At 73.8% G+C, this 25464-nt stretch carries 24 protein-coding genes and 2 tRNA genes; 13 read left to right on the top strand and 13 right to left on the bottom strand.

Going from position 1 to position 25464, the window contains the following annotated elements:
• Positions 1-141 precede the first annotated feature (141 nt).
• From IE98_RS0130920 to IE98_RS0130910, 3 genes are all read right to left on the bottom strand, one after another.
• Positions 142-214, bottom strand: a tRNA-Gly gene (locus IE98_RS0130920).
• Positions 215-265: 51 nt separating this feature from the next.
• Positions 266-338: transfer RNA gene (locus IE98_RS0130915), tRNA-Gly, on the bottom strand.
• A 139-nt stretch (positions 339-477) separates the two neighbouring features.
• A complete protein-coding gene (locus IE98_RS0130910; protein ID WP_030274670.1) occupies positions 478-795 on the bottom strand; it encodes a histone-like nucleoid-structuring protein Lsr2 in 318 nt (105 codons plus the stop codon).
• 452 nt (positions 796-1247) lie between these two features.
• Between IE98_RS0130910 and purS the strand changes: the two genes are divergently transcribed.
• The 5 genes from purS to IE98_RS0130885 all read left to right on the top strand — a co-directional run bounded on the left by purS (position 1248) and on the right by IE98_RS0130885 (position 7187).
• Positions 1248-1508, top strand: coding sequence for a phosphoribosylformylglycinamidine synthase subunit PurS (gene purS, locus IE98_RS0130905; protein WP_199922992.1), 261 nt, complete (start codon positions 1248-1250; stop codon positions 1506-1508).
• On the top strand, positions 1505-2182 hold the full coding sequence (gene purQ / locus IE98_RS0130900) for a phosphoribosylformylglycinamidine synthase subunit PurQ (RefSeq protein ID WP_030274667.1): 678 nt from the start codon (positions 1505-1507) through the stop codon (positions 2180-2182). The genes purS and purQ overlap by 4 nt, the downstream gene beginning before the upstream one ends.
• Positions 2182-4437 carry a phosphoribosylformylglycinamidine synthase subunit PurL gene (purL, locus tag IE98_RS43345; RefSeq protein WP_043175525.1) on the top strand — a complete coding sequence of 752 codons (2256 nt, stop codon included), beginning with the start codon at positions 2182-2184 and terminating at the stop codon, positions 4435-4437. Before purQ ends, purL begins: the two co-directional genes overlap by 1 nt.
• A gap of 69 nt (positions 4438-4506) precedes the next feature.
• Positions 4507-5316 carry a maleylpyruvate isomerase family mycothiol-dependent enzyme gene (locus tag IE98_RS0130890; protein ID WP_030274666.1) on the top strand — a complete coding sequence of 270 codons (810 nt, stop codon included), beginning with the start codon at positions 4507-4509 and terminating at the stop codon, positions 5314-5316.
• Between the two features lie 107 nt (positions 5317-5423).
• Positions 5424-7187 (top strand): WD40 repeat domain-containing protein, encoded by a 1764-nt coding sequence (locus IE98_RS0130885; protein WP_030274665.1) that lies wholly within the window; start codon positions 5424-5426, stop codon positions 7185-7187.
• 79 nt (positions 7188-7266) lie between these two features.
• Here the strand turns inward: IE98_RS0130885 and IE98_RS0130880 are convergent, their stop codons facing one another.
• The 3 genes from IE98_RS0130880 to IE98_RS0130870 form a co-directional block, all read right to left on the bottom strand.
• Positions 7267-8148 (bottom strand): DUF3152 domain-containing protein, encoded by an 882-nt coding sequence (locus IE98_RS0130880; RefSeq protein ID WP_052391208.1) that lies wholly within the window; start codon positions 8146-8148, stop codon positions 7267-7269.
• 623 nt (positions 8149-8771) lie between these two features.
• Positions 8772-9185 (bottom strand): DUF3151 domain-containing protein, encoded by a 414-nt coding sequence (locus IE98_RS0130875; RefSeq protein WP_030274663.1) that lies wholly within the window; start codon positions 9183-9185, stop codon positions 8772-8774.
• Positions 9186-9313: 128 nt separating this feature from the next.
• On the bottom strand, positions 9314-9769 hold the full coding sequence (locus IE98_RS0130870; protein ID WP_030274661.1) for a MoaF-related domain-containing protein: 456 nt from the start codon (positions 9767-9769) through the stop codon (positions 9314-9316).
• Between the two features lie 423 nt (positions 9770-10192).
• On the opposite strand from IE98_RS0130870, the gene IE98_RS0130865 reads away from it, so the two are divergent.
• Positions 10193-11824 carry a class I adenylate-forming enzyme family protein gene (locus IE98_RS0130865; protein ID WP_030274654.1) on the top strand — a complete coding sequence of 544 codons (1632 nt, stop codon included), beginning with the start codon at positions 10193-10195 and terminating at the stop codon, positions 11822-11824.
• Positions 11821-12201: a hypothetical protein gene (locus IE98_RS0130860; protein WP_030274652.1), complete on the top strand. Its 381-nt coding sequence runs from the start codon at positions 11821-11823 to the stop codon at positions 12199-12201. The genes IE98_RS0130865 and IE98_RS0130860 overlap by 4 nt, the downstream gene beginning before the upstream one ends.
• A gap of 99 nt (positions 12202-12300) precedes the next feature.
• Here the strand turns inward: IE98_RS0130860 and IE98_RS0130855 are convergent, their stop codons facing one another.
• Positions 12301-13467, bottom strand: coding sequence for a hypothetical protein (locus IE98_RS0130855; RefSeq protein ID WP_078661434.1), 1167 nt, complete (start codon positions 13465-13467; stop codon positions 12301-12303).
• 314 nt (positions 13468-13781) lie between these two features.
• Between IE98_RS0130855 and IE98_RS0130850 the strand changes: the two genes are divergently transcribed.
• From IE98_RS0130850 to IE98_RS45785, 3 genes are all read left to right on the top strand, one after another.
• A complete protein-coding gene (locus IE98_RS0130850; RefSeq protein WP_078661433.1) occupies positions 13782-14432 on the top strand; it encodes a ScbR family autoregulator-binding transcription factor in 651 nt (216 codons plus the stop codon).
• 209 nt (positions 14433-14641) lie between these two features.
• Entirely contained in the window at positions 14642-15664 is a 1023-nt protein-coding gene (locus IE98_RS0130845) for a ScbA/BarX family gamma-butyrolactone biosynthesis protein (protein ID WP_078661432.1), read from the top strand.
• A gap of 60 nt (positions 15665-15724) precedes the next feature.
• Entirely contained in the window at positions 15725-16198 is a 474-nt protein-coding gene (locus IE98_RS45785; RefSeq protein ID WP_063749035.1) for a LysR family transcriptional regulator, read from the top strand.
• Here the strand turns inward: IE98_RS45785 and IE98_RS51300 are convergent.
• From IE98_RS51300 to IE98_RS45270, 4 genes are all read right to left on the bottom strand, one after another.
• Entirely contained in the window at positions 16099-16692 is a 594-nt protein-coding gene (locus IE98_RS51300) for a TetR/AcrR family transcriptional regulator (protein ID WP_078661431.1), read from the bottom strand. The genes IE98_RS45785 and IE98_RS51300 overlap by 100 nt on opposite strands.
• Before the next feature lie 181 nt (positions 16693-16873).
• Positions 16874-18541, bottom strand: coding sequence for an AMP-binding protein (locus tag IE98_RS0130830; protein ID WP_030274640.1), 1668 nt, complete (start codon positions 18539-18541; stop codon positions 16874-16876).
• Complete coding sequence (locus IE98_RS0130825) at positions 18538-19320, bottom strand: class I SAM-dependent methyltransferase (protein ID WP_030274638.1); 783 nt, start codon at positions 19318-19320, stop codon at positions 18538-18540. Before IE98_RS0130825 ends, IE98_RS0130830 begins: the two co-directional genes overlap by 4 nt.
• 169 nt (positions 19321-19489) lie before the next feature.
• Entirely contained in the window at positions 19490-20248 is a 759-nt protein-coding gene (locus tag IE98_RS45270; protein WP_159401130.1) for a helix-turn-helix domain-containing protein, read from the bottom strand.
• Between the two features lie 303 nt (positions 20249-20551).
• Between IE98_RS45270 and gap the strand changes: the two genes are divergently transcribed.
• From gap to hisC, 3 genes are all read left to right on the top strand, one after another.
• Positions 20552-21559 (top strand): type I glyceraldehyde-3-phosphate dehydrogenase, encoded by a 1008-nt coding sequence (gene gap, locus IE98_RS0130815; protein WP_030274635.1) that lies wholly within the window; start codon positions 20552-20554, stop codon positions 21557-21559.
• A 138-nt stretch (positions 21560-21697) separates the two neighbouring features.
• The gene (locus IE98_RS0130810; protein WP_030274632.1) at positions 21698-22597 is read left to right on the top strand and encodes a pyridoxamine 5'-phosphate oxidase family protein; all 900 of its coding nucleotides are present in this window, start codon (positions 21698-21700) and stop codon (positions 22595-22597) included.
• A 28-nt stretch (positions 22598-22625) separates the two neighbouring features.
• Complete coding sequence (gene hisC / locus IE98_RS0130805; protein WP_030274630.1) at positions 22626-23696, top strand: histidinol-phosphate transaminase; 1071 nt, start codon at positions 22626-22628, stop codon at positions 23694-23696.
• A gap of 57 nt (positions 23697-23753) precedes the next feature.
• Here the strand turns inward: hisC and aroA are convergent, their stop codons facing one another.
• Positions 23754-24992, bottom strand: a complete 1239-nt coding sequence (gene aroA / locus IE98_RS0130800; RefSeq protein WP_030274628.1) for a 3-phosphoshikimate 1-carboxyvinyltransferase — start codon at positions 24990-24992, stop codon at positions 23754-23756.
• Positions 24989-25459, bottom strand: coding sequence for a type II 3-dehydroquinate dehydratase (locus IE98_RS0130795; RefSeq protein WP_030274625.1), 471 nt, complete (start codon positions 25457-25459; stop codon positions 24989-24991). Before IE98_RS0130795 ends, aroA begins: the two co-directional genes overlap by 4 nt.
• Between the last annotated feature and the right edge of the window lie 5 nt (positions 25460-25464).

The following is a 25464-nucleotide window of genomic DNA, read 5'->3' as shown; positions in this document are numbered from 1 at the left end:
TCGGCGCGCGCGGTCAGTGCGTGCCGTCACCGGCTACCGGTGCGCTCGCACGGGTCGGCGATGACAAATGTCATCGGCGCTGCCGCGCGTGTCGGCAACACGACGAAGGGCCCCCTCTACGAGGGGGCCCTTCGTGCTCGGAGCGGACGACGAGATTCGAACTCGCGACCCTCACCTTGGCAAGGTGATGCTCTACCAACTGAGCCACGTCCGCATGCTGTTGAGTTGTCCTGCTGTACTGCTGCCGTGTTGCTGGAACACTGCGAGCGGACGACGAGATTCGAACTCGCGACCCTCACCTTGGCAAGGTGATGCTCTACCAACTGAGCCACGTCCGCACGGTGCCTCGGCACCGATCGCCCCTCCCGGTTGCCTTTCGGCCTCCGGTTGCGGCGACGAGAAATACTCTACCCCATCGATCGGAGTGCTCGCCCCACCCTTTCCCCGGAGGGGTACCGGGGTGGGGCGGCGGCACACTCAGTTGGCCTCGGCGAACTGCTCGTAGACCGCCTTGGGGATGCGGCCGCGGGCCGGGAGGTCCATGCCGTGCGACTGCGCCCAGGCGCGGACGGCCTGCGGGTCGGGGGTCAGGGCGGTGCGCCGGAAGGACTTGCCGGTGCGGCTCTGCCGGCGGCCGGCCGCGACGAACGGGGCGAGGGCCTCCCGCAGCTTCTCCGCGTTCTCCACGGAGAGGTCGATCTCGTACGACTTCCCGTCGACACCGAAGTGGACGGTTTCCGCGGCGGTGCCGCCGTCCAGGTCGTCGGAGAGCGTGACGACTACACGCTGAGCCATGGGTGTCAATCCTCTCGGGCAATTCGGCCGCCGGATGCTGGTGTCCGGTGGCCCGTCCGCCGGTGGCGCGCATGGCGGCATGCGGGCATGCCGTGCCAAAAGGCAGCCGATCGCTGCCACCGGTCGCCCTATTCTGCACCCAAAGAGGCCGGAAATCGAAGGCCCTGGCATTCCTTTTTTCCGGATATTCACGAGGCTTCACGAGCGTGCCGGATAGACGGGGATAGTCGTGGTCGACATGTCCGGTGTGCCGGTATTCGGGCGTTCTCGGCCCGGCCGGCCGGTGCGGCATTGAATCCGGCGAAAGGGGGCGCGCCGGGGCGGCTCGAACGCCTGGAGCCCTTGCGGCGTAAGGGGCGTTTGTCTACGCGCGTCACCGGGACCGACCGCGGAGAGGCCCGAAATGCCAGGTAGTCTGAAGGTCCCCCGCCTTCACGCAATCACCACCGGGAGTGCCAGTGGCACGCGTCGTAGTCGACGTCATGCTCAAGCCGGAGATCCTCGACCCCCAGGGACAGGCGGTGCAGCGCGCACTGCCGCGTCTCGGCTTCGCCGGGATCGCCGACGTCCGCCAGGGCAAGCGTTTCGAACTGGAGCTGGAAGGGCCGGTGGACGACGCCGCGCTCGCCCGCATCCGCGAGGCCGCCGAGACGTTTCTCGCCAACACCGTGATCGAGGACTTCACCGTCCGCGTCGAGGGAGAGGCGAAGTGACCACCCGCGTCGGCGTCGTCACTTTCCCCGGCTCGCTCGACGACCGCGACGCCCAGCGCGCGGTCCGCCTCGCCGGCGCGGAGCCGGTCGCCCTCTGGCACCGCGACAAGGACCTGCACCAGGTCGACGCGGTGGTCCTGCCGGGCGGATTCTCGTACGGCGACTATCTGCGCTGCGGGGCCATCTCCCGCTTCTCGCCGGTCATGGACACCATCATCGAGCAGGCCCGCCAGGGAATGCCCGTCCTCGGTATCTGCAACGGCTTCCAGGTGCTGTGCGAATCGCACCTGCTGCCCGGTGCGCTCACCCGCAACGACTCGCTGCACTTCGTCTGCCGCGACCAGAAGCTGCGCATCGAGAACGCCGACACAGCGTGGACGTCCGATTACAGCAGCGGCCAGGAAATCGTGGTGCCGCTGAAGAACGGCGAGGGCCGCTTCGTCGCCGACGAGCACGTCCTGGACGAACTCGAGGCGGAGGGCCGGGTCGTGGCTCGTTACCTCGACGTCAATCCGAACGGTTCGTACCGCGACATCGCCGGCATCACCAACGCGGCGGGCAACGTCGTCGGCCTGATGCCGCACCCGGAGCACGCCGTGGAGCCGCTCACCGGCCCGACCACCGAGGGCCTGGGCTTCTTCACTTCCGTCCTGAAGCAGCTGGTGAACGCCTGATGAGCCTCGACACCGTCAAGAACGCCGAGCAGACCCCGGAAGCCGCCCAGCCCTGGGCCGAGCTCGGCCTCAAGGAGGACGAGTACGCGCGCATCCGGGAGATCCTCGGCCGTCGCCCGACCGGCGCCGAACTCGCGATGTACTCCGTCATGTGGTCGGAGCACTGTTCGTACAAGAGCTCCAAGGTCCACCTCAAGCAGTTCGGCGAGAAGGCCCCGGAGAACGACGCCATGCTCGTCGGCATCGGCGAGAACGCCGGCGTCGTCGACGTGGGCCAGGGCTACGCGGTCACCTTCAAGGTCGAGTCGCACAACCACCCGTCGTACATCGAGCCCTACCAGGGCGCGGCCACCGGCATCGGCGGCATCGTGCGCGACATCCTCGCGATGGGCGCCCGCCCGGTCGCGGTGATGGACCCGCTGCGCTTCGGTGCGGCCGACCACCCGGACACCCGCCGCGTGCTGCCCGGCATCGTCGCGGGCATCGGCGGCTACGGCAACTGCCTGGGCCTGCCCAACATCGGCGGCGAGGTCGTCTTCGACTCCTGCTACCAGGGCAACCCGCTGGTCAACGCGCTCTGCGTCGGCGTCATGAAGCACGAGGACATCCACCTCGCCAAGGCCTCCGGCCCCGGCAACAAGGTCATCCTCTACGGCGCCCGCACCGGCGGCGACGGCATCGGCGGCGTCTCGGTGCTCGCCTCGGAGACCTTCGACGCGACCGGCCCGGCCAAGCGTCCCGCCGTCCAGGTCGGCGACCCCTTCCAGGAGAAGCTGCTCATCGAGTGCACCCTGGAGATCTTCAAGGAGGACCTGGTCGCGGGCATCCAGGACCTCGGCGGTGCCGGCCTGTCCTGCGCCACCTCGGAGCTGGCCTCGGCCGGCACCGGCGGCATGCGGATCGAGCTGGACACCGTGCCGCTGCGCGACAACACGCTCTCGCCGGAGGAGATCCTCATGAGCGAGTCGCAGGAGCGCATGTGCGCCATCGTCGAGCCGGCCAAGGTCGACCGCTTCCTGGAGATCTGCGAGAAGTGGGACGTCATCGCCACCGTCATCGGTGAGGTGACCGACGGCGAGCGCCTGGAGATCTTCTGGCACGGCGAGCAGGTCGTGGACGTGCCCCCGCGCACCGTCGCCCACGAGGGCCCGACCTACCAGCGCCCGTTCGCCCGCCCGGGCTGGCAGGACGCGCTGCAGGCCGACGCCCCCACCGCCGAGCGGCTCGCCCGCCCGACGGACGGCGCCGGGCTGAAGGACGCGCTGCTCAAGGTCGCCGGCTCGCCGAACCAGGCCTCCAAGTCCTGGATCACCGACCAGTACGACCGCTACGTGCTCGGCAACACCGTGCTCTCGGTGCCCGAGGACTCCGGCATGATCCGGATCGACGAGGAGACCAACCTCGGCGTCTCGGTCGCCACCGACGGCAACGGCCGCTACACCAAGCTGGACCCGTACACCGGTGCCCAGCTGGCCCTGGCCGAGGCCTACCGCAACGTCGCGGCCGGCGGCGCCAAGCCGCTCGCCGTCTCCGACTGCCTCAACTTCGGCTCTCCCGAGGACCCGGACGTGATGTGGCAGTTCGCCGAGGCGACCCGCGGCCTCGCCGACGCCTGCCTGGTGCTCGGCACCCCGGTCACCGGCGGCAACGTCTCGCTGTACAACCAGACCGGCGAGGTCGCCATCCACCCGACCCCGGTGGTCGCGGTGCTCGGCGTCATCGACGACGTCACCCGCCGCACCCCGATCGGCTTCGGCGAGCAGGGCCAGCTGCTGTACCTGCTCGGCGACACCGAGGACGAGCTCGGCGGCTCGGCCTGGACCCAGGTCGTGCACGGCCACCTCGGCGGCCTGCCGCCCAGGGTCGACCTGGAGCGCGAGCGGCTGCTCGGCGAGATCCTCGTCGCGGCCTCCCGCGACGGCATGATCGACGCCGCGCACGACCTCTCCGACGGCGGTCTCGGCCAGGCCCTGGTGGAGAGCTGCCTCAAGGGCGGCAACGGCGCCCGCGTGGTCGTCCCGGAGGGCACGGACCCGTTCGTGTTCCTGTTCTCCGAGTCGGCCGGCCGCGCGGTGGTCTCCGTGCCGCGCAGCGAGGAGGTCCGGTTCAACGACATGTGCGGTGCCCGCGGCCTGCCGGTCGCGCGGATCGGTGTCGTCGACGGCGACGCCCTGGAGGTCCAGGGCCAGTTCACCGTCACGCTGGCGGAGCTGAAGGACGCCCACACCGGCGTCATCGAGGCCCTGCTCGCCTGACGGGTGCGCACGTCCCGAGGGGCGGCCGGTTCCGCAGAACCGGCCGCCCCTCGGCGTACGCTGCCGGGTATGCCGACGAAGACCCGCACGTACGACCCGGCGAAGGTGCGCGCCGCGCTCGCCGGACAGACCGAGGCGCTGTGCGGCGCCGTCCGCGGCCTGACCGCCGCCCAGCTCGACCTGCCGACCCGCCTCGGCGACTGGCGGGTCCGGGAGTTGGTGTCGCACCTGGGCATGGTGATCAGCTGGGTGCCGGCCCACCTGGACGACCCGCTGCCGGACGCCCCCGCGATCACCCCGCTCGACTGGGCGCGGCGGACCCGGACGGCGGCCGCCACCATCAACGACATCGCCGAGGAGCTCGCGGCCGGTCCCTTCGCGGGTACGCCCGCCGAGGTGGCCGCCGAGTTCGACCGGCGCTGTGCGGAGCTGCACGCGGTGCTGGCCGGCCCGGCCGCGGCGGAGGCCGGGCGGCTGATCGGCATGCGCTTCGGCCCGATGCCGCTCGCCGACTTCCTGGTGACCAGGCTGGTGGAGACCGTGGTGCACGCCGACGACCTCGCGGACGCCCTCGGCCGCGCCTTCCCGCACGACCGGCAGGCGGTGGCCGCCGCCACCCGGCTGCTCGCCGACGCCTTCGCCGACCAGGCGCCGGGCGGCGCCGTCGAGGTGCGGATCCCGCCGTACGCGGTCGTGCAGGCCGTCGAGGGGCCGCGGCACACCCGTGGCACCCCGCCGAACGTCGTCGAGACGGACCCGCTCACCTGGATCCGGCTGGCCACCGGCCGGCGCGGCTGGCAGGAGGCGGTCGAGGCCGCCGAGGTGCACGCCGGCGGCGAGCGCAGCGACCTGCGGGGCCTGCTGCCCGTCCTGGGCTGACGCCCCGCCGGGGCCGCCGGGCCGGGACGGCAGCGGGGTGACGGGCCGTCGGGGTGTCCGTGCTCAGTAAGCTCATGGGTCGTGCACCGGGCTACGAGGGGACAGGCATGAGTGACGGCGCGCGTCGGATACCGCCGCTGAGGGCGGGCCGCAAGCCGGCCGGTCGGGCGCTGCTGGGCTGGCTGGCCGACCCCCGCGCGCCGCGGCTGTGCCGGGTCACCGGTTCGCCGGGGGCGGGCAAGACCCATCTGCTGACCTGGCTCGGCGAGGCCTGCACCGGCGGGCAGGTGCCCGAGGGGCAGCGGGTGGACGCGGTGCTCGCCGGAGAGCGGCTCACCGTCGACAGCGCGCTCTGGCTGCTCGGCCGCCGCCTCGGCCACCTCGCGCACAGCACGGAGGAACTGCTCACCGCCCTCGCCGACGAGGGTCGGCCGGTGGTGGTCTGCGTTCCGGACCTCGGGCGCGCCGTGCACCCCTCGCACCTGGTGGCGGGGCTGCTGCGTCCGCTCGCCGAGTCCGAGCTGGTACGGCTGGTGGTGGAGGCGCCGGACGGCGGCGCGGCGGCGGCCGCCTTCGGTGCGGTCGTGCCGGAGGCAGCCGTCCTGGACCTCGACCGCCCGGAGTGGACGGACCCCGCCCGCTTCGCCGCCTGGGCGGCCTCGGTCGGCGGCGACCCGGCGGCCTACCCCAGCCCCGGTGCGGCGGACGGCAGTGCGGGGCGGCCCGCCGAGACCGCGGCGGAGCTGATCGCCCGGGTGCCGCGGCACCCCGACGGCCGGCCCGACCTCGCCGCCGCCGATGCCGCGCTGCTCGGCGACCTGTGGACGGCCGCGGCCAAGGACGGCTCCGCGGCGGGGCTGCTCGCCGACGTCCAACTCCTCACCCGGGCCGAGCCGGTGGCGGTCACCGCGGCCATGGACTTCGTCAACGGGCCCGTCCCGGACGGCTGGACGGCGGCCGGCCCGGCCCTGGTCGGCGAGGACGACCCGGCCGTCCGTGCCGCGGTGCTGCGCACCCGGCTGATCGGCATGGACGACACCGCCGCGGACCGGCTCGCCGAGGTGCCCGCGCCCTGGCGGGCCGAGTGGGCGATGTGGCCGGGCTCCTCGAAGGGCTGGCCCGGCCCGGTCGCCGGTCTGGCGGTCGGCACCGGCGGCTACGACGGGCAGTTGCTGCTCGCGGACCCGGGCGGCGTGGTGCGCACGGTGGACGCCGGCTCCGGCCGGCCGCTGGCCCGGGTCGCCCTGCCGGACGCCCGGCCGCTGCGCGGGCTGACGTCGGCGCCGGACGGCACCGTGCTGCTGCTGGACGCGGAGGGTACCGCGGCCGTCCTGCCGGAGCCGGCGGGGCAGCCCGGCGGACAGACGGCGGGTGCCGCCCTGGCCGGGCAGGCGCTGCAGGCACTGCAGGCGGTCGTCCGGGGCGAGTTGAGCGCCCTCGCCACCACCGGTCCGCAGGGCCTGCCCGCGGTGGCCGACGACACCGGCTCGGTGCACCGCTGCCGCCCCGAGGGCGGCACCGTCACCGAGAAGCTCCACGACGGCCCGGTGACCGCGCTGGCCGGCACCGCCTCGCTGCTCGTCAGCGGCGGCTTCGACGGGACGGTGCGGCGCTGGGACGCGGCTGTGCCGGAGCCGGCCGCCGAACCGGTCGACCGCCGCGGCAGCCAGGTCACCGCCGTGGCGGCGGCCGACACCCCGGCCGGGCCGGTGACGGCCGTGGCCTGGGCGGACGGCGTGGTGCGACTGCGACGGCCGGACGCGGACGCCCCGCTCGACCTGCGGCTGGGCTCGCAGGTCTGGGCGCTGGCGGTCACCGACGGCCTGCTGGTGGCCGGCACCGGCGAGGGCGTCGCGGCGATCCGCTACTGACGGCTGCCGCGGCTCCGTCCGGGTCCCTGCGCCGCCGGCGCAGGGACGTCCCGGGGGCGGGGCACCCGGCGGTGGGGCGCTACGCCACGGCCGGGCCGCTGATGTAGGTGCCGTCCGCGGTGTACGGCCAGGCGTTGGCGACGCAGCCGTTGAGGCCGTAGATCTGCTGCATCATGGCCGGGGCGGGCTTGCCCTTGCCCGGGCAGCCCTCGTGGCCGTGGCCGATCCGGTGCCCGACCTCGTGGTTGACGATGAGCGCCCGGTAGTCGTCCAGCGAACCGCTGAACTGCGGCGAACCGGTCAGCCACCGCTTGGAGTTGACGACGACCTGCTTGCCGACGTCGCAGTTGACCTCGCCCTTGGTGTCCAGGCCGGCCGCGCCGCAGATCTTGTCGACGGTGTCGGGCGAGGCGACCTTCACGGTGAAGTCGTACACGCCGTCGGAGACCAGCTTGAAGCCGTCCTTGCCGTCGGTCGTCCAACTGCGCTTGTCGCCGAGGATCGCCTGGACCTGCTGGGCGGCGGCCTGCGGGTCGATGCCGATGCCGTCCTCCACCTCGACCCGGTAACGCCGGATCAGGCCCTTGCCGACCGCGTCGCCCTTGGAGGTGGCGACGGTGAAGGTGCCCTTGCCCTTGTCGGCGACGGCGGTGGGGCTCGGCGTGGGACTCGGTGTGGGCTTCGGGGTCGGAGTGGGGGTGGGCGGCGTCTCGGTCTTCCGGGCGGCCGGCGCGGCGCTGCTGCCCAGGGGCGGGATCGGCCGGGCCTGGGCGGTGGGACCGCCGGTGCCGCTGTCGTTGCCGCCGTTGAGCACCATGAAGGCGGTGCCGCCCAGCACGGTCAGTGAGCAGAGCAGGCCCATGCCGAAGACGGTGCGCCGCCGTGCCCGGCGCCGCCGCTGCTGTCGGGCGCGGCGTCGGCTGGGCGCGGGTGCGTTCCTGGTGGCGGAGGCTGCTCGCACGAGGTGCTTTCTGGTCGACGACAGGGCGTGACGGTCCGTCATGGTGCTGCGGGATCGTTACCGTCGATCCACCCTTGCACGCAGGCGGCCCGCGTGTCCACATACCCGGTATGCATCGCCGGCCCGGTCAGGGTCGCGTCCGGGCGGACGCCACGACTGGAGACGCGCCGCGCCCCGGGTCGGTTGCGGGTGTCGCACGTCCCGCCGCGGCGGCGTCGGTGCAGGTGGAAGAAGGGGGAGGGGCGCCGTGGGCGGGGGCGGGGGCGACCGGGTGCGCATCCTCGCCAAGGGCGGCATGTGGCCGGCCCGGGCGTCGCACTCGACGGCGGTCGGTCAGCCGACGGGCCGTCACCGGTGAACTCCCCGAGGTGCCGGCGCCGTGCCCGGAGGGGCGGTCTCGGCCCGGACGGGCGGGGCGCGCGTACGCGGCACCGGCGCGGCGGTGCACGGCGGTGCCGGGGCCGTCAGCTGGTCACAGGTCCGGGCGGGCCGCGCCGGTCAGGGCGAGGGGCCGTGCCCAGTCGATCCCGCTCTCACGCCTGACCCGTGCCCTCAGGGGTGCGCGCGGCGGGAAGTCCGCGGGCGGCCGTGGCGGCCGCCCGCGGGGGTGTCGCGGCGGGCGGTCAGCCCAGCATGTCGGCGGCGGTCGGAGAGCTGTCGCGCAGGAACGTGGCGCAGCGCTCGGCCTCGTCCTTCTCCTCGATGGTGGCGGCGGCGCGGCCCAGGGCGTGCAGGGCGCGCAGGAAGCCGCGGTTGGGCTCGTGCTCCCACGGCACCGGGCCGTGGCCCTTCCAGCCGCTGCGGCGCAGCGCGTCGAGGCCTCGGTGGTAGCCGGTGCGGGCGTAGGCGTAGGACTCGACGACGCGGCCGGCGGCGAAGGCGTCGTCGGCGAGCTGGGCCCAGGCGAGCGAGGAGGTCGGGAACTTCGCCGCGACCTCGGCGGGCGAGGCGCCCTGAGCCAGCGCCTCCAGCGGTCCGGGCTCGGCCGGGAGGTGGGTCGGCGGCGGGCCGCCGAGCAGGTTCTCGTGAATGCTCATGGGCTCCAGTCAACCACTGCCGGGTGGCGTGCCCGGGCACCGCAGGGAGGGGCGGTACCCGGGCACGGCCGGGGCGCGGCGCCGGAAGGGGGTCGGGCGCGGCGCGCCGGGTGCGGGCCGGAAGGGGATCAGGCCACGCAGCTCATGGTGGCGCTGTGCAGCTGGCCGAGGCGGGTGCCGGTGGCCGTGGCGAAGGTGAAGTACACCTTCACGGTGTTGTTGTTGAAGTTCATGACGTGGCTGACGGTGACGCCGTTGGGCTCGACCCAGTTGGTGAAGTAGAGGCCCCAGCCGACCTGGGCGGTGGCCAGGGCGGCGTCGAAGGTCTCGCCGACGCCGGTGCCGGCGACCGCCTCGGAGTGCAGCGAGGTGCCGTCCGCGGAGTAGGTGTTCTTGTAGACGTTCCCGTTGTCGACCGTGATCAGGTAGGTCTTGCCGGCGAACGGGGGCAGGCTGCTGGTGCGGGCGGCGGAGGCCGTCGCGGCCGCGGTGCCGTCGTCGGCGGAGGCCTGGCCGGCGACGAGGGTGGCGCCGCCTGCGGAGAGGGCGAGGGCGGCGGCGAGGGCGACGAAACGGCGCTTCATGGGGCTGTTCCTTCCACGGTGGGACGGGGCTGGCGGGGCGCGGTGGGACGGTGCCCGGCCGAAGCTACCGACCGGCCGGACGGGGGTGTTGCCGGTCCGCGCACCGGCCGTCGTGGATCCGCGCACGCCGGGCATGTGTGCAGGTGGGGGCGGTGGTGGCGGGGTAGGACGGGTGTCGGCAGGGGCGTCGGCGGGGGTGTCGGCGGGCAGGGCATCGGTCCTGCCGATGGCTATTGATACCTTCGGGAAGGTTTGTTTCTATCGGGGGGGTGTCCCGACGCGTGCCCGCGCATTCGGCGGCGACCGCGTGCAGCGAAGAAGAGCCCGACCTTCCCCAGCGAGACCGCCGGGCAGGTGTTCCGGCGCCCCAACCGATGGATGAACCAGAAGGGCCAACTCCAGCCCACTGGAACGGAGTTCGAGATGATCAAGCTGCAAGACGCCCTGCGGCACGCCGCTGAACGCCCGGACCACGTCGCACTGGTGGACGGCGGACGCCGGATCACCTGGAGCGAACTGGCCGACGAGATAGCCAAGGTGGCCGGCGGCCTGGCCGCGGTGCTGCCCGAGGGACGGCCGGCCCGTGCGGCCTTCCTCTGCTGCAACGGCTGGGAGCTGGTCGTCACCATGGCCGCCTTCGAGACGCTGGGCGTGTCCGTCACCGGCCTCGACTTCGAGGCCACCCCGCAGGCGACCGCGGACGCCCTGGAGCAGCTCCGCCCGACCGTCGTGGTCAGCAGCAAGCTCCACCGCCCGCTGCTCATCGCCGCCGGCTGGGCCGACCGCGAGGGCGTGCTGCAGGTCCACCTGCACGGCGTGGGCGAGGAGCTGGCCGCACCCGAGCCGGTCGCCCCGGACCCGCAGGCCGGCGAGCCGGTGCACTACTCGACGCTGGCCGCCGCGCAGACCGCCGTGACCGCGCCGATCTCCCAACCCTACGAGCACTTCGCGGTGAGCTACGACGCCGCCGGGACCCCCCGGCTGGTGATCCGCCGCCGCTCCTTCGAGGCGCGCCGGCTCGCCGAACTGGTCGACGAGTTCGCCTTCGACGAGGACGACACCTACCTGGTGACCGTCCCGATGTACCACGCGTCGAGCCCCGGCTGGGCGAGGGTCTTCTTCGCCCTGGGCGGCACGGTCGTGCTGGGCCCGTACCACGACCTCGCCGAGATGTGCCGGCTGATCACCGACGAGGGCGTCACGGCCACCCTGATGGTGCCGCCGGTGCTCTCCCGGCTGCTCGCCCACCCGGCCTCCGCCGAGCTGCGCAAGACCTCCCGGCTGCGCTTCCTGCTCACCGGCGGCCAGCACCTCAACCGCTGGATCGTCAACGAGGCCTGGGACCGCTTCGGCCCCGTCCTGCACCACTACTACGGCTCCACCGAGACCGGGCTGGTCACCCTGCTCGGCCCGGACGAGCTGGCGCTCTCGCCCTGCCGCTCCGGCCGCGCGATGCCGGGCATCGGCATCGCCGTGCTGGACGCCGAGCACCGCCCGCTGCCGCCCGGCGTCCGCGGCCGGGTCGCCGTCGCGAGCTACCAGCTCATGGACGCCTGGGGGGACGCCCCCGCGCCCTCCGTACTGGTCGACCTGAGCGACGGCCAGGGGCCGCGCCCGTTCCTGCTCACCGGGGACGACGGCGTCATCGACTACGAGGGCCGGCTGGAACTCACCGGCCGCACCGACGGCCCCGTGCGGGCCCGGGCCGACGACGAGCACGACTCCGCCTTCTTCGGCCTGGAGACCGAACTGCTCGACCAGCCGGCCGTCCGCGACCTGGCCGTGCTGCGGGTCACCGTGCCGGACCACGGGCCCGTCCTCGCGGTGCCCTTCGTCCCGGTCGCCCGGGACCTGGAGGCCTCCGCCTACCGTGCGGTCAGCGCGGTCTGCGCCCGCCGGGTGCCGTGGATCTCCGCGCACGTCATCGCGGTCGACGCCATCCCGTACAGCCCCACCGGCACCATCCGCACCGGCGAGCTGCTCACCGAGATCATGCCGCTGGTCAACCTCTACATCCACCTGGACAAGCAGTCAGCTACGGAGATCCCCGCATGACCACGCCGGTTCCGCCGCACACCACCGACGACGAGCTGGACGAGGCCGACCTCGGCACCCGGCTGCTCTCGCTCGAACGGGCGCTCACCGAGCTGCCCGCGGCCCGCCAGACCGCCATCATGATCGGCGAACTCCCCGACTACGGGGACGTGCTGCTGGTCGCCTTCGTGCCGGCCGACGCCGACCGCGAGGAGTCCACCCAACGGGCGGCCCGGGCCGCCTGCGCCCGGCTCGTCCCGGCGCTGCCCGCGCTGGTGATCCCGGTCGACGACATCCCGTACACCCTGGACGGGGAGCTGCGCGGACAGCAGCTCTTCGACGAGATGCTGCCGCAGATCGCCCGCGACCTGCTGCTGCCCAAGGAGATGTCGGCCTGAGCCGGACTCCCCGGTGCCGGTCGCGCCCCGGCACCGGGGCCCGCGGCCCGGGGCCGGCGGGGGCACGAAACCCCGCCCGCCCCGGGCCGCACCCGCGCCTCAGCCGGCGTACGCGGCCAGGCCCGTCCGGGTGTACTCGGCGGCCGCCGTGTCCCAGCTGAGCGCACCGTGGGCGGCCAGCGTGTGGACGTCCCGCCAGGCCCGCTGGAGCGCCGAGTCCTCCCACTGGGCGGCCACCCCGCCCGCCCGGAAGAGCCGCTCCACCGCGGAGACGGTGAGTTCCACCGCCAGCGCGGTGTCCCGCAGGTTGCGGCCCACCGCGCGGTCGCCGGCCGCCCCGGCGTCGGCCCGCATCGCGGCGTCCGCCAGGAGCGAGGCCGCGATGTCGATCTCGGCGGAGGCCCGCGCCATCACCTCGCAGCGGGCCGGGCTGACGGCCGGACCGCCCGGCCCGTGCGTGTCGGCCAGCGGCGCCGCCCAGGCCTTCAGCGCGCCGCGCGCCGCCCCCACGGCGGGCGCGGCGAACGCCAGTCCGGCGACCAGCCGGGGCGGCACACCGTGGCAGCGGGCCCGGCCCGGTGCCGCGGAGGCCCGGACGAGGTCCATGAAGGCCAGGCAGCGGTGCGCCGGCACGGCCAGCGGTTCGGCCACACTGACGTCGTGGCTGCCGGTGCCGCGCAGCCCGTTGCTGTGCCAGGTGTCGTGCACCGTCACCGCCTCCCTCGGGACGGCGACGATCAGGAAGTCGCCCGGCAGGGCCGCCGGGTCCGGCAGTGCGAGCAGCACCCAGGCGGCGTTCCGCACCCCGCTGACGCACCGCCAGCGGCCGGTGACCAGCACCCCGCCGTCGGCGGTCCGCTCCAGCCGGCCGGTCGGCGGGACGAGCGCGGCCGCGATCGGCACGTCCGGGGAGGCCCCCCAGATCTCCTGCTGGCCGGCCTCGGGCAGGAAGGCGGCCAGCCGCCCGTGGGCCGCCTGCAGGGCGGCGCACCAGGCGGCCGAGGTACAGCCCTCCGCCAACGAGGCGGTCGCCTCGACCAGTTCGGCGAAGCTGCCCTCGGCGCCGCCCCAGCGGCGCGGGACGAAGTGCCGGGCGAAGCCGGAGCCGGTCAGCCGCTCGGCGAGCGCGGCGTCGAGGCCGCGCCGCCGGTCGGCCTCGGCGGCCTGGCCGAGGGCGGTCGGGCGGAGCGCGTCCGCGGCCGACGTGAGTGGTGCGGGCAGCCCGGTGGGCCGGGTTGTGGTGCAGGGATCGTCCAGAATGCTCATCGTTGTCTCCCCCTGTCGTGGACTGGCGTCACGCGTCGCGACGACGCCGGCCGCCGGCAGGGCCGGGGAAACCCGCTGCCCGTTCGGACAGCGGTGCAGCGGGCGGGGACGTCGTCGTCGACGAGGACAGCGTGGCCGACCGGAACCGGTCGCGGAAGGCGGCCGCAGCCACGGGGTGCGGACGCGGGCGTTCCGGGGCACGGGGACCTGGCCGGCTGCCGTCGTACCGCAGAATATTTGGAACATACCTTCGTGACGTTATGATTCGCGCGAAACTCCGGCACAACCGTGCCGGCACCCCTGGAGGTTGAGCCATGGCGGCCAGCGGGAATCCGGTCAGCGGCACCAGCAGGAGCCGGGGCACGGCAGCGGGTCGGAGCGTTCCGGCCCTGAAACAGGCGCGGGCACTGCGCACCCGGGCGACGGTCCTGGAGGCCGCCGCCGCGCTCTTCGCCCGCAAGGGCTTCAAAGTCGTCACCATGCAGGAGATCGCCGAGGAGGCCGGCGCCACCAAGGGCGCCGTGTACTTCCACTTCCCCAACAAGGAGGCGCTCGCGGCGGAACTGGTCGGCAGCTTCTACGCGGCCGCACCGAAGACCACCTCGGCCCTGGCCGACCCGGACCTCAAGCCGCTGGAGACCGTCCGCCGGCTGACCATGGAGACGGCGCGCCGGCTCCGCGACGACGCGGTGGCGCAGGCGGCCGTCCGGCTGCAGACCGAGCGGATGGTCACCGACGCCGATCTCCCGCTGCCCTTCATCGACTACATCGCCGTCTACACCCTGCTGCTGGAACGGGCCAAGGAGGCGGGCGAGCTCCCGGCGGACGCCTCGGCGGAGTCGCTGGCGCGGACCATCGTGGCCTCGTTCTTCGGCGTCCAGCACGTGTCGTGGATCCTGAACGACCGCGCCGACGTGGTCGCGCGGGTCGAGGAGCTGCTGGACCTGATCCTGCCGGGCAGCTGACCGCCCCACGCACCCCCTCTCGGCGGGGGCACCGGCTCCGCGCCGTTCCGCGCGGAGCCGGTGCCCCCGCTTTTCCCTTGTGGTGAAAGGGACTTGGGGAGAGTCAAAGCTTGGCAACATACCTTCCCGGAGGTATATTTTCTCTCGGTCCCAGCGTCGGACCCTGGCCAGTGCCCTGTCGTTCACAGCCCCGTGGGGGAAGGCTCGCGATGGACACCTTTGCACCAGATCAGCTGACCCATCCGACGGCCGGACTGCTGCCGCGGCAGCGGAGCGCCGCAGATCTCGACTTCCATCGAACGGTGTCGCGCAAACTGGTCCACAAGGCCGCCGTGTCCGAGGTGTTCCTCACCGATTCGGCCAGAGCCGCTGCGGACAGCTACCTGCTGGCCGCCCAGTGGCCCCGCGACCACGCGGTCTTCCAGCCCGGACCGGGCGGGACCGCGGACAGCATGGTCATCATCGAGACCGTCCGCCAGGCCACCATGTTCACGTTCCACGAGTACTACGGCGTCCCGCTCGACCTGCCCTTCGTCGCTAAGAGCTTCGACTTCGAACTGACGGACGGCCAGGCCGCGCGCGGCTCCTTCGGGGCGCCGCAGGAGGTCACCCTCGACCTGGTGGTCGACATGCCCGCCGAGCGCCGGGCCGGCCGCCGGATGCCCTTCCGGACGCACACCGTCGTGCACGCCGGCGCCGGCCGCCCCTGCGCCCGGGTGACCATCGGCGGCGAGATCCTCGACCCGGCGCTCTACCGGCGGCTGCGCGCCGCCCGCCCGGCCGTACCGGAGCTCCCGTCCGGCGACGGCGGTCCGGTCGCGGCCACCCCCGCCCAGGTGGGCCGGCGGCGCCCCGACGACGTGGTGCTGCTCGCCGCACAGCCGGGCGACGGTGCCCGCTGGCGGCTGCGGGTGGACCAGGGCCACCCCACCTTCTTCGACCACGGATCCGACCACGTCCAGGCGGTGCTGCTGCTGGAGGCCCTGCGCCAGGGCGGCCTGCTCGCGGACGGCCCGGCCGAGGGCGCCTCCGCCGAGGTGCTCACCGGCCTGCGGGTCGAGTTCCACGCGTACGGCGAGTTCGGCACGCCGATCCTCCTCGACGCCCGGTCCACGGGCGGCGAGCCCGGCTCCCGGACCGTACGCGCCACGGCGGCCCAGGCGGGCCGTCCGATCGCCCAGGCGGACCTCGTGTTCCGCCCGGCCGCCCTGCCCGGCGGCCCCACGTCCTGACGGACCGTCGGGTGCGTCCGTGCACCGCCGTGCCCGCCGGCCCGCTCCGAAGGAGTCCTGATGGAACTTCAGCATCTGCGTTCGTTCCTCGAGGTGTCGAGCGAGATGAGCTTCACCCGGGCCGCCAAGAAGCTGAACTACGCGCAGTCCAGTGTGACCGCGCAGATCCAGCACCTCGAGGCCTCGCTCGGCGCCGTGCTGTTCGACCGGCGCGGCCGCCGGATCGCCCTCACCGAGAGCGGACTGCGGCTGCGCCCGGTGGCGGAGCGCATCGTGGCCCTGGCGGACCTCGCCCACCGCGAGGTGGCCGGCGTCGGCGACCGGCCGTCCGGCCGGGCCGAGCGCGCGTCCGCCGAGGCGGCCGGCCAGGCGCTGGGGCGGGCCGCCGTGCCCCGCCGGGCGGGCGTCAGGCTGCCCGCCCAGCGCGGGCGGCTTCAGCTCACCCAGCGGGCGCCCAGGGCCGGCAGCAGCACGTCCCAGGAGGAGCGGACCCGGGTGATCAGATCCAACTCCTCGCGCACCGAACCGAGGTAGTGCGCACCGAAGATCACGGTGGTCATCAACTGGGCCACCGGCTCCGGCGGGTAGTCGGAGTCCATCTCGCCCTGCTGCTGCGCCTGGACGACCAGGCGCAGCAGCGTGCGTTCCACGTCCGACACGAAGGCCGGCGTCCGCTTGGTGGACTGGGCCTCCTCCAGCAGCAGCCGCAGGGCCGCGTTGACCCGGATGTCGCGGTGCAGCCGGGCGACCAGCGCGCAGGTCACGTTCTTCAGGGTCGCCACCGGTGAGTCCGGTGTCTCGCCGACCCCGTCCTCGATCAACTTCCATGCATCGTCCAGGTGTTGGACGAGCGCCGCGGCCAGTTCCTCCTTCGAGGCGAAGTGGCCGTACAGGGCTCCCTTGGTGACGCCGGTGCTCTGCGCCACATGGCCGAGGTTGGTGTTGGCGTAGCCGTGGGCCGAGAACTCCCGTGCTGCGGCGTCCAGCACCGCCTCGTACGTCCTCCTGGCCCGCTCCTGTTGTGCCATCGGCTTCCTTCCGTTCCACCACGTTGCCCGTGAACTCACGTACCGCAGTTCATGGTTCGAAGGCAAACCCTTCTTCCGGACCCCCGCCTATCGTCCATGTCCTCTCCATGAACACGCGAGCGGCCCTCGGTCTGCCGGGTGTCCGGACCAAGGGCCGCTCGGTGCGTGCCGCGGCGGGGTGTCAGGCCCCGGTGCCCGGTCCGCCGGCGCCGCCGGCCTCGTAGCGCTTGCGCAGCTCGGCGCGGCGGAGCTTGCCGATGCCGGTCTTCGGCACGTCCTCGCGTGCGAGGGTGACGACCCCGCCGAGGCGCACCCCGTACCGCTCGGTGACCAGGTCGCGGATCCGGCGGTCGGCCTCGTCGTCGCCGGCGCCGCCGCGCGGGTGGTAGAAGACCACCAGCTCCTCCTCGCCGCCGGCCGCGGTGCACGGCGAGACGATGGTGAACGAGGGCTCCACGAAGGGGAGTTCCTCGACCAGCGCCTCGATCTCGTGGCCGTGGTACTCGGCGCCGTTGAGGGTGATCAGGTCGTCCACCCGGCCGGTGACGGTGAGGATGCCGTCCTCGATCACGGCGAGGTCGCCGGAGCGGAACCAGCCGTCCGCGGTGAACGACCTGGCGTTCTGCTCCGGGTTCTCGTAGTAGCCGGAGAACACCGGGTCGCCGGTCACCTGGAGGCGGCCGACGGTGCCGGTCGGCAGCGCGGCGTCGTGCTCGTCCACCACGCGCAGCCGGACGCCCGGGTGCGGCCGGCCGACCGGGACGAACCGCTCGTCGCCCATGGTGTCCGGGTCGAAGACGAAGTCGACGATGCCGGCCGAGGTCTCGGACATGCCCCAGCCGGGGTGCATCGAGGTGCGCGGCAGGCCGAACGGGGCCAGCAGGTCGAGGAAGCGCCGGATCACCCGGGCCTTGACCGACTCGCCGCCGTTCATGATGTAGCGCAGGCTGCGCAGGTCCCAGTCGCGTCCGGCGATCTCCTCGGCACGGTCGTTGACCAGGCCGAAGGCGAAGTTGGGCGCCCAGGTGGTGTCGCAGCCGTGCCGGGAGATCTGCTCGAACCAGCGGGTCGGGTCGTCCAGGATCCACTCGGTGCGGGCGTGCACCTGGGTGCAGCCGAGCAGCACGTCGCGGGCGTGGAACATGACCAGCCCGCCGATGTGGTCGAGCGGCATCCAGTTGAAGGAGCGGCTGGTCACGTCCAGCCGGCGGACCTGCGCGGTGGCCGTGGAACGGGCCAGGACGTTGCGGTGGGTCAGCGCGACGGCCTTCGGGACGCCGGTGCTGCCGGAGGTCAGCAGCAGGACGGCGAGGTCGTCGGCGCGGGCCGGGTGCAGTTCCTCGGCCGGGGCGTGGTCGCGCAGTTCACCGGTGCGGCCGAGCCAGCGGCCCGCCGCGGCCATCGCCGGGCTGGCCGGGGCGCCGTCGTCGCCGACGACCACCCAGGGGCTGTCGTAGCCGGCCCAGATCCACTCCAGCTGCTGGGCGGCGGCCTCGGGCGCGTCGGTGCGGCCGGGCGGCACCGGGATCGGCACCAGGCCGCCGAGCACGGCGGCCCAGAACGCGGCCAGCTGGTCGGACTCCTCGCGGATCTGCAGCAGCACCCGGTCGCCGGGGCGGGCGCCGCCCGCGCGCAGGCCGGTGAGGATCCGGCGGGCGCCGTCCAGCAGCTCGGGGTAGCCGAGCACGGTGTCGGAGCCGTCCGCGCGGACGAAGTGCATCCGGCCGGCGTCGGGCCGGGCGGCGGCGCGCTGCAGGGCCTCGCCGAGGTTGCAGACCGGGAGCTCGGGGGCCGGGCCGCCGTCGAGGACGGCGTCCGGCAGGGTGCGGGTGTCGACGGTCGTGGTCATGCGGCGGCCTCCTCGCCGGTCGCGGCGGCACGGGCGACGAACAGCAGCGGGCCGCGGCCGATCCGCGGGCCGGGCTCCTTGCGGAAGCCGCCGTACTCGGCGACCACCTCGAAGCCGGCGTCCACCAGCAGGTCGCGGACCTCGGGCGCGGTGAAGACGGTCTGGTCGAAGAAGTTGGCGTACATCGAGACGGTGCCGCCGCCGTCGCGGGCGATGATGGTCTCCTCGTTCCGCCAGACCGCGCGGTGGGCGTGCACGGACTGCCGGGCGAGCCGGGTGACGAGCAGGCCGTCGCCCTGGTGGTGGGCGATGATGTTCGGCTGGTAGCCGTCGACGAAGTTCAGCAGGTGGCCGATGTCGACCACGACGTGGCCGCCGGGGGCGAGCCAGCCGCGGACGGCCGCCAGCAGCTGCCGCAGCTCGCCGCGGTCCAGCTGGTTGAGCGTGCTGAACAGGCTGTACACCAGGTCGTAGCGCCGGTCGGTGGTGTACTCCTCGGCCCGGGTGCACACGTACTCGACGGGGGCGGAGCCGGGCTCCTGCGCCTTCGAGGCGGCGTACTCGGTGAAGGCGGCGCTCTGGTCGAGGCCGGTGCCGGGGTGGCCCAGCGCGGCCAGGGCCCGCAGGTTGCCGCCGGTGGCGCTGCCGATGTCGAGGGCGGACCCGCCGGGCGGCAGGTACGAGGCGAGGAACTCGGTCTCGGTGGCGAGGTCGCGGAAATCCTTGCGGATCACCTCGTAGAACTCGCCCGGGTATTCGAAGCTGGACGGGCTGGACACGGAGGAGGGCCTTTCGCTCGGGACCGGCGGGCGCCGGTCGTCCCGGTCCGGTCCGGTCGGTGCCGGCCGGCCCGGCGGGCGGCGTTGTTCGGGCGGTGCGGGACGGCGGTGCTGGCGGTGCGGCGACACCGGCCGGCCCGGGCGGGCGGCACCGGGCCGGCGGCGTCGGTCAGGCGGCGTCGGTCAGACGGGCGTGGTCGCGGCGGTACTCGCGCGGCGAGATGCCGTAGCGGTCGCGGAACAGCCGGCTGAAGTGCGAGGCGCCGTACAGGCCGGAGCGCTCGCCGATCATCGCGATGGTCAGGTGCGCGAGCCGCGGGTCGCGCAGCTCGGTGCAGCAGCGGTGCAGCCGCTCGTCGCGGATCCAGCTGGCCGGGCTCTGGCCGTGCTCCTGGAAGAGCTTCTGCAGGTAGCGCAGCGAGATGTGGTGGTGCTGCGCGAGCATCTCCGGCTTCAGCTCGGGATCGGCGAGCCGGCTGCGCGCGAAGTGCTTGACCCGCTGCAGCATGGCGCGGCGGGCGAGGCCGGAACTGCGGGCCGGACGGGGCGAGTCCTGGTCGCGGTCCATGTAGTCGGCGCAGGCCTGGGCGACCAGCCCGGTGATGCCGCGGGCCAGCAGCTCGGCGGTGCGGTCGGAGGGCAGCGCGCCCTGGTCGGCGAGCCGGCGCAGCAGCTCGGGGACGGCGAGCGGGTCGGACAGCGGGCAGCTCACCCGCAGGTAGGCCTCGCCCGTACGGGTGCGGTGCTGGGAGACCCGGAGGTCGTCGCCGGTGCAGTCCGGGGCGGCGCCCTCGACGACGGTGATCCGGACCCTGCCGAGGCTGACCTCGCTCACGTTCTCCACCACCTGCTGCGCAGACACCTCCGCCGACTGACGTGGCGCCGTTCCGTGGTCGGTGTGCCAGTTCTCGGTAAGCAGTGCATCCATGGCTCCCCCGCGAGGACTTGAGGCCGCGTCAGTCGACACTCGGTCCGCTCCGGGAGGGCGGACCCCTCCATCATGGAAACATACCTTCTGGAAGGTATGCGGTTTTCATCGGCAGCAGTGATGCCCGGCCCGCTGTGAAGCGCTCCGGCCGGATCGTGCGCCGGCGCACCACGACCCGTGCGCGTTCCGACAAGTCGCCCGGCCGGGCCCCGCCTAGCGTCGGCGGTACAGATCAGTGCCGGGCGCGCGGATCACCGGCGCTGCGCGCGTCCCCCTGTGCACCCACCCAGAAGGGGCCCACCCGTGGCAATCAAGGTAGGCATCAACGGATTCGGCCGGATCGGCCGGAGCTTCCTCCGCGCCGCACTTGAGCAGAACGCCGACATCGAGATCGTGGCGGTCAACGACCTCACCGACGCGGCGACCCTGGCCCACCTCCTGAAGTACGACACCACGCTCGGCAAGCTGCCGGTGCCGGTGACGGCCGGCCAGGGCGAGATCGTCGTCGACGGCCGCAGCATCCGCGTCACCGCCGAGCGCAACCCGGCCGACCTGCCCTGGGCGGAGCTGGGCGTGGACGTGGTCGTGGAGTCCACCGGCGTCTTCACCGACGCCGAGAAGGCCAAGGCGCACCTCGCGGCCGGCGCCCGCAAGGTGATCATCTCGGCCCCGGCCACCAACCAGGACCTCACCATCGCGATCGGCATCAACGACGCGGTGTACGACGAGGACGTCCACAGCGTGGTCTCCAACGCCTCGTGCACCACCAACTGCCTCGCCCCGCTGGCGAAGGTCCTCAACGACGGCCTGGGCATCGAGCAGGGCCTGATGACCACCGTGCACGCCTACACCCAGGACCAGAACCTGCAGGACGGTCCGCACAAGGACCTCCGCCGGGCCCGGGCCGCGGCCGGCAACATCGTGCCGACCAGCACCGGCGCCGCCAAGGCCATCGGCCAGGTGCTGCCCGAGCTCAACGGCAAGCTCGACGGCTACGCGCTGCGCGTCCCGGTCGTCGTCGGCTCGGTCACCGACCTGACCGTCACCGTCGCCCGGGACACCACCGTCGAGGAGGTCAACGCGCTGTTCGCGAAGGCCGCCGAGGGCGCGCTGGCCGGCGTCCTGCGCTACACCGACGAGCCGCTGGTCTCCAGCGACATCGTCACCGACCCGGCGTCCTGCATCTTCGACTCCGGTCTCACCAAGGTCATCAACAACCGCACCGTCAAGGTCGCCGGCTGGTACGACAACGAGTGGGGCTTCTCCAACCGCGTCGTCGACACCGTCCTGCTGATCGGCAAGCACGCCTGACCGGCACCGCCGACCGCACGTGCGGGCCGGGCGCCCGGGGCGAACCCCGGGCTCCCGGCCCGCGCCCGTGAACCCACCGGGCGACCGGCGGCGACATCCGCCGCACCGGACGAACACCCGCACAGAGAGGGCCGACCCATGGTCAAGACGCCGTACCACGAGGGCGAGCAGGCGGTGCAGCAGCGGGCCGGCGAGGGCCACCCCGGCTGGGGCTCGCCGATGTTCGAGGCCGCGATCCCGCCGCCGTTCGACATGTTCCTGCGCCGCCAGCGGATGCTGGTGATCGGCGGCGTGGACGACGACGGCGCCGCCTGGGCCACCGTCCTGACCGGCCCGCGCGGCTTCGCCGGCGCCGTCGGCTCCCACACCATCCACGTCAAGGCCCTGCCGGTGGCCGGCGACCCGCTGGAGCACGTCTTCGACGAACAGCGCGACATCGGCATGCTCGCCATCGAGCCGCAGACCAGCCAGCGGATCCGGATCAACGGCGTCGCGCAGCGCGAGGGCGACATCCTGGTCGTCACCACCGAGCAGGTCCTCGGCAACTGCCCCAAGTACCTGCAGCAGCGGGTGCTGCGCCCCGACGCACCGCAGGCCGCCGCACCGACCGTGCGCCGCTCCACCGTGCTCGACGCCGACCAGCAGCGCCTGATCACCGGCGCCGACACCTTCTTCATCGCCAGCCGGGCTCCGCAGCACGGCGCCGACGCCTCGCACCGCGGCGGTGCGGCCGGTTTCGTCGAGGTCCCCGCGCCGAACAGGATCGTCTGGCCGGACTACTTCGGCAACTCCTTCTACATGACCCTCGGCAACCTCCAGCTCGACCCCGCCTGCGGCCTCACCTTCCTCGACTGGGAGGCCGGCCACGCCCTGCACGTCACCGGGAAGGCCCGGATCGACTGGGACGAGTCCCGCACCAAGGCCGTCCAGGGCGCCCTGCGGCTGGTCGAGTTCGACGTCGAGCAGGTGGTCGAGGTCCGCGACTTCACCACCCTGCGCTGGAAGTTCGCCGCCCCCTCGCCCTTCAACCCGACCTGATCGGGCCCGATCGCAGGAGGTACCCGCTGTGAGCCGCTACGACGCCCCCCGGCTCAGAGCCGCGCTGGCCGCCGTCCCGGACTACGTCCCCGGCCGATCCCCGCGGCAGGGCTGCGAGAACCTCAAGCTCTCCTCCAACGAGAACCCCTACCCGCCGCTGCCCTCGGTCGTCGCCGCCGTCCGCGAACAGGCAGGCCGGATCAACCGCTACCCGGACCCGGCCTGCACCGCCCTCGCCGAGGCGCTCGCCACCCGGCTCGACGTCCCCGCCGACCGGCTGGTCTTCGGCACCGGCTCGGTCGCCGTCGGCCGGCTGCTGGTCCGGGCCACCGCCGGCCCCGGCGACGAAGTCCTCTACGCCTGGCGGTCGTTCGAGGCGTACCCGATCATGGCCGAGGTCTGCGGCGCCACCTCCGTCCGGGTCCCACTGCTCGCCGACGAGCGCCACGACCTCGACGCCATGGCCGACGCGGTCACCGACCGCACCCGGCTGATCTTCCTCTGCACCCCCAACAACCCCACCGGCACCGTCGTCCGCCGCGCCGAACTGGAGCGCTTCCTCGACCGGGTGCCGAGCGACGTGACGGTCGTCCTCGACGAGGCCTACACCGAGTTCGTCCGCGACCCGGACGCCGCCGACGGCCTCGACTTCCACCGCCGGCACGGCAACGTCGTGCTGCTGCGCACCTTCTCCAAGGCGTACGGCCTGGCCGGCCTGCGGATCGGCTACGCCGTCGCCCACCCGGAGGTGGCGGCCGTGCTCCGCAAGGTGGGGCTGCCGTTCGGTGTCAGCCGGCTCGCCCAGGACGCCGCACTGGCCTCCCTCGCCGCCGAGGACGAACTCCTCGAGCGGGTCGAACTGCTGGTGAAGGAGCGGGCCCGGGTCACCGCGGCGCTCCGGGAGAGCGGCTTCGCCCTGCCGGACAGCGAGGCCAACTTCGTCTGGCTGCGGCTGGGCGGGCGCACCGCCGCGTTCACCGAGGCCTGCGCGGAGCTCGGCGCCGTGGTCCGGCCGTACGGGACGGACGGCGTGCGGATCACGGTGGGGGAGCCGGAGGCCAACGACGTGGTCCTGCGGGCGGCTGCCGCCCGGCGGTGACGGAAAGCCACAGGGGCGCGTGGAGGGCACACCCCCACGCGCCCCTGTGGCTTTCCGTCAGGCGAAGAGGCGGGCGAACTCGGTGTGGAACTCGGGGAAGGTCTTGTCGACGCAGGACGGGTCGTCCAGCACGATGCCCGGTATCCGCAGGCCCAGGACGGAGAAGGACATCGCGATCCGGTGGTCGCGGTGACAGTCGACGAGGCCGCCGGTGACCGGTCCGGGGTGCACGGTGAGCCGGTCCGGCCCCTCCGTCACCTCGACGCCGAGCCGCCGCAGGTTGCCGGCGACGGCGGCGATCCGGTCCGACTCCTTGAACCGGGCGTGCCGGATGCCGGTGACGGTGATCGGCGCGTCCGCGAGCGGCGCGACCGCCGCCAGCGTCATGAAGGTGTCCGAGATGTCGCCCATGTCGACCTCGAAGCCGCCGCGCAGCCGCCCCGTCCCGGTCACGGTGGTGCCGTCGGCGCCGGTCTCCACCTCGGCACCGGCCCGCCGCAGCACCTCGACGAACCGCAGGTCGCCCTGGAGGCTGTCGCTGCCGAGACCGGACACCGTGACCGACCGGCCGGTCACCGCCGCCGCCGCGAAGACGTACGAGGCGGTGGAGGCGTCCGGCTCGATCCGCAGGTCGGTGGCCCGGTAGCCGCCGGTGACCCGCAGCCGGCCGTCCGGCCCCTCCGCCACGTCGGCGCCGAAGCGGCGCATCAGCGCCACCGTCATGTCGATGTAGGGGCGGCTCACCAGGCCCGCCGCGTGCACGGTGAGCGGGCTGCGCATCAGCGGCGCGGACAGCAGCAGACCGGTCAGGTACTGGCTGCTGCTGGTGGAGTCCAGGGCGATCTCGCCGCCCTGCAGCCCGGTGGTGCGGACGGTCAGCGGCAGCCGGCCGCCGGGCCCGGCGGTCACCTCGGCGCCGAGCCGCACCAGCGCGTCGACCAGCGGACCGAGCGGGCGGGCCCGGAGCTGCTCGGTGCCGTCCACCTCGAACCGGCCGGAGCCGGCCGCGGCGAGCACCGGCAGGAAGCGGGCGGCGGTTCCGGCGTCCTCGCACCAGATCCGGGCCCGGCCGTGCGGTCCGCGGCCGGTGCCGTGCACCACCCAGTCGCCGTCCTGCTCGTCGACGCGCACGCCGAGCGCCTCCAGCGCCCGGCGGAAGGCCACCGTGTCGGCGCTGACCAGCGGCGCCCCCAGCCGGCTCGGGCCGAGGGCGGCCGCGGCCAGCAGCAGCGCCCGGTTGGTGATGCTCTTGGAGCCCGGGATGCGGGCGGTCGCCCCTCGGGCGGCGGTGGTCACGCGATGGCTCCTTGGGGTTCCGGACGGGTGCCCGCCCCGGCGAGGCGGGCGACGGCGTGCAGCGCGAGCCGGTAGGAGTCCGTCCCGAGGCCGGTCACCGCGCCGTCGACCACGTCGGACAGCACGGAGACCCGGCGGAACGGCTCGCGCGCGTACGGGTTGCACAGGTGCACCTCGATCGCCGGTGCGCGGCGCAGCGCCAGCGCGTCCCGCACCGGGTACGAGCAGTGCGTGAACGCGGCCGGGTTGAGCACCAGCGGGGCCGCCTCCTCGGCGACCCGGTGCAGCCAGCCGACCAGTTCCGCCTCGCTGTCGGTCTGCAGCACCACGGCCCGCAGGCCGAGTTCGGCGGCGGTCTCCTGGCAGACCCGGACGAGTTCCGGGTAGGCGGCGCGGCCGTCCGGGCCCGGCTCGGTCAGACCGAGCCGGGCCAGGTTGGGGCCGTTGAGCACGTAGACGAGCGTCACGGCTG

This window comes from Streptomyces sp. NRRL B-24484 (assembly GCF_000717715.1).
Lineage (GTDB): Bacteria > Actinomycetota > Actinomycetes > Streptomycetales > Streptomycetaceae > Kitasatospora.
The sequence above is the reverse complement of the archived record's forward strand: the minus strand, read 5'-3'. Positions and strand labels throughout refer to the sequence as shown.

Excerpts from the sequence above, each read along its gene's own strand:
- IE98_RS0130810 (WP_030274632.1), top strand. The coding sequence starts at position 21,698 with ATGGTCAAGACGCCGTACCACGAGGGCGAGCAGGCGGTGCAGCAGCGG.
- IE98_RS0130885 (WP_030274665.1), top strand. The coding sequence starts at position 5,424 with ATGAGTGACGGCGCGCGTCGGATACCGCCGCTGAGGGCGGGCCGCAAG.
- IE98_RS0130875 (WP_030274663.1), bottom strand. The coding sequence starts at position 9,185 with ATGAGCATTCACGAGAACCTGCTCGGCGGCCCGCCGCCGACCCACCTC.
- IE98_RS0130855 (WP_078661434.1), bottom strand. The coding sequence starts at position 13,467 with ATGAGCATTCTGGACGATCCCTGCACCACAACCCGGCCCACCGGGCTG.
- IE98_RS45270 (WP_159401130.1), bottom strand. The coding sequence starts at position 20,248 with ATGGATGCACTGCTTACCGAGAACTGGCACACCGACCACGGAACGGCG.
- IE98_RS51300 (WP_078661431.1), bottom strand. The coding sequence starts at position 16,692 with ATGGCACAACAGGAGCGGGCCAGGAGGACGTACGAGGCGGTGCTGGAC.
- IE98_RS45785 (WP_063749035.1), top strand. The coding sequence starts at position 15,725 with ATGGAACTTCAGCATCTGCGTTCGTTCCTCGAGGTGTCGAGCGAGATG.
- IE98_RS0130845 (WP_078661432.1), top strand. The coding sequence starts at position 14,642 with ATGGACACCTTTGCACCAGATCAGCTGACCCATCCGACGGCCGGACTG.
- IE98_RS0130860 (WP_030274652.1), top strand. The coding sequence starts at position 11,821 with ATGACCACGCCGGTTCCGCCGCACACCACCGACGACGAGCTGGACGAG.
- IE98_RS0130830 (WP_030274640.1), bottom strand. The coding sequence starts at position 18,541 with ATGACCACGACCGTCGACACCCGCACCCTGCCGGACGCCGTCCTCGAC.
- IE98_RS0130850 (WP_078661433.1), top strand. The coding sequence starts at position 13,782 with ATGGCGGCCAGCGGGAATCCGGTCAGCGGCACCAGCAGGAGCCGGGGC.
- purL (WP_043175525.1), top strand. The coding sequence starts at position 2,182 with ATGAGCCTCGACACCGTCAAGAACGCCGAGCAGACCCCGGAAGCCGCC.
- IE98_RS0130865 (WP_030274654.1), top strand. The coding sequence starts at position 10,193 with ATGATCAAGCTGCAAGACGCCCTGCGGCACGCCGCTGAACGCCCGGAC.
- IE98_RS0130910 (WP_030274670.1), bottom strand. The coding sequence starts at position 795 with ATGGCTCAGCGTGTAGTCGTCACGCTCTCCGACGACCTGGACGGCGGC.
- IE98_RS0130890 (WP_030274666.1), top strand. The coding sequence starts at position 4,507 with ATGCCGACGAAGACCCGCACGTACGACCCGGCGAAGGTGCGCGCCGCG.
- IE98_RS0130870 (WP_030274661.1), bottom strand. The coding sequence starts at position 9,769 with ATGAAGCGCCGTTTCGTCGCCCTCGCCGCCGCCCTCGCCCTCTCCGCA.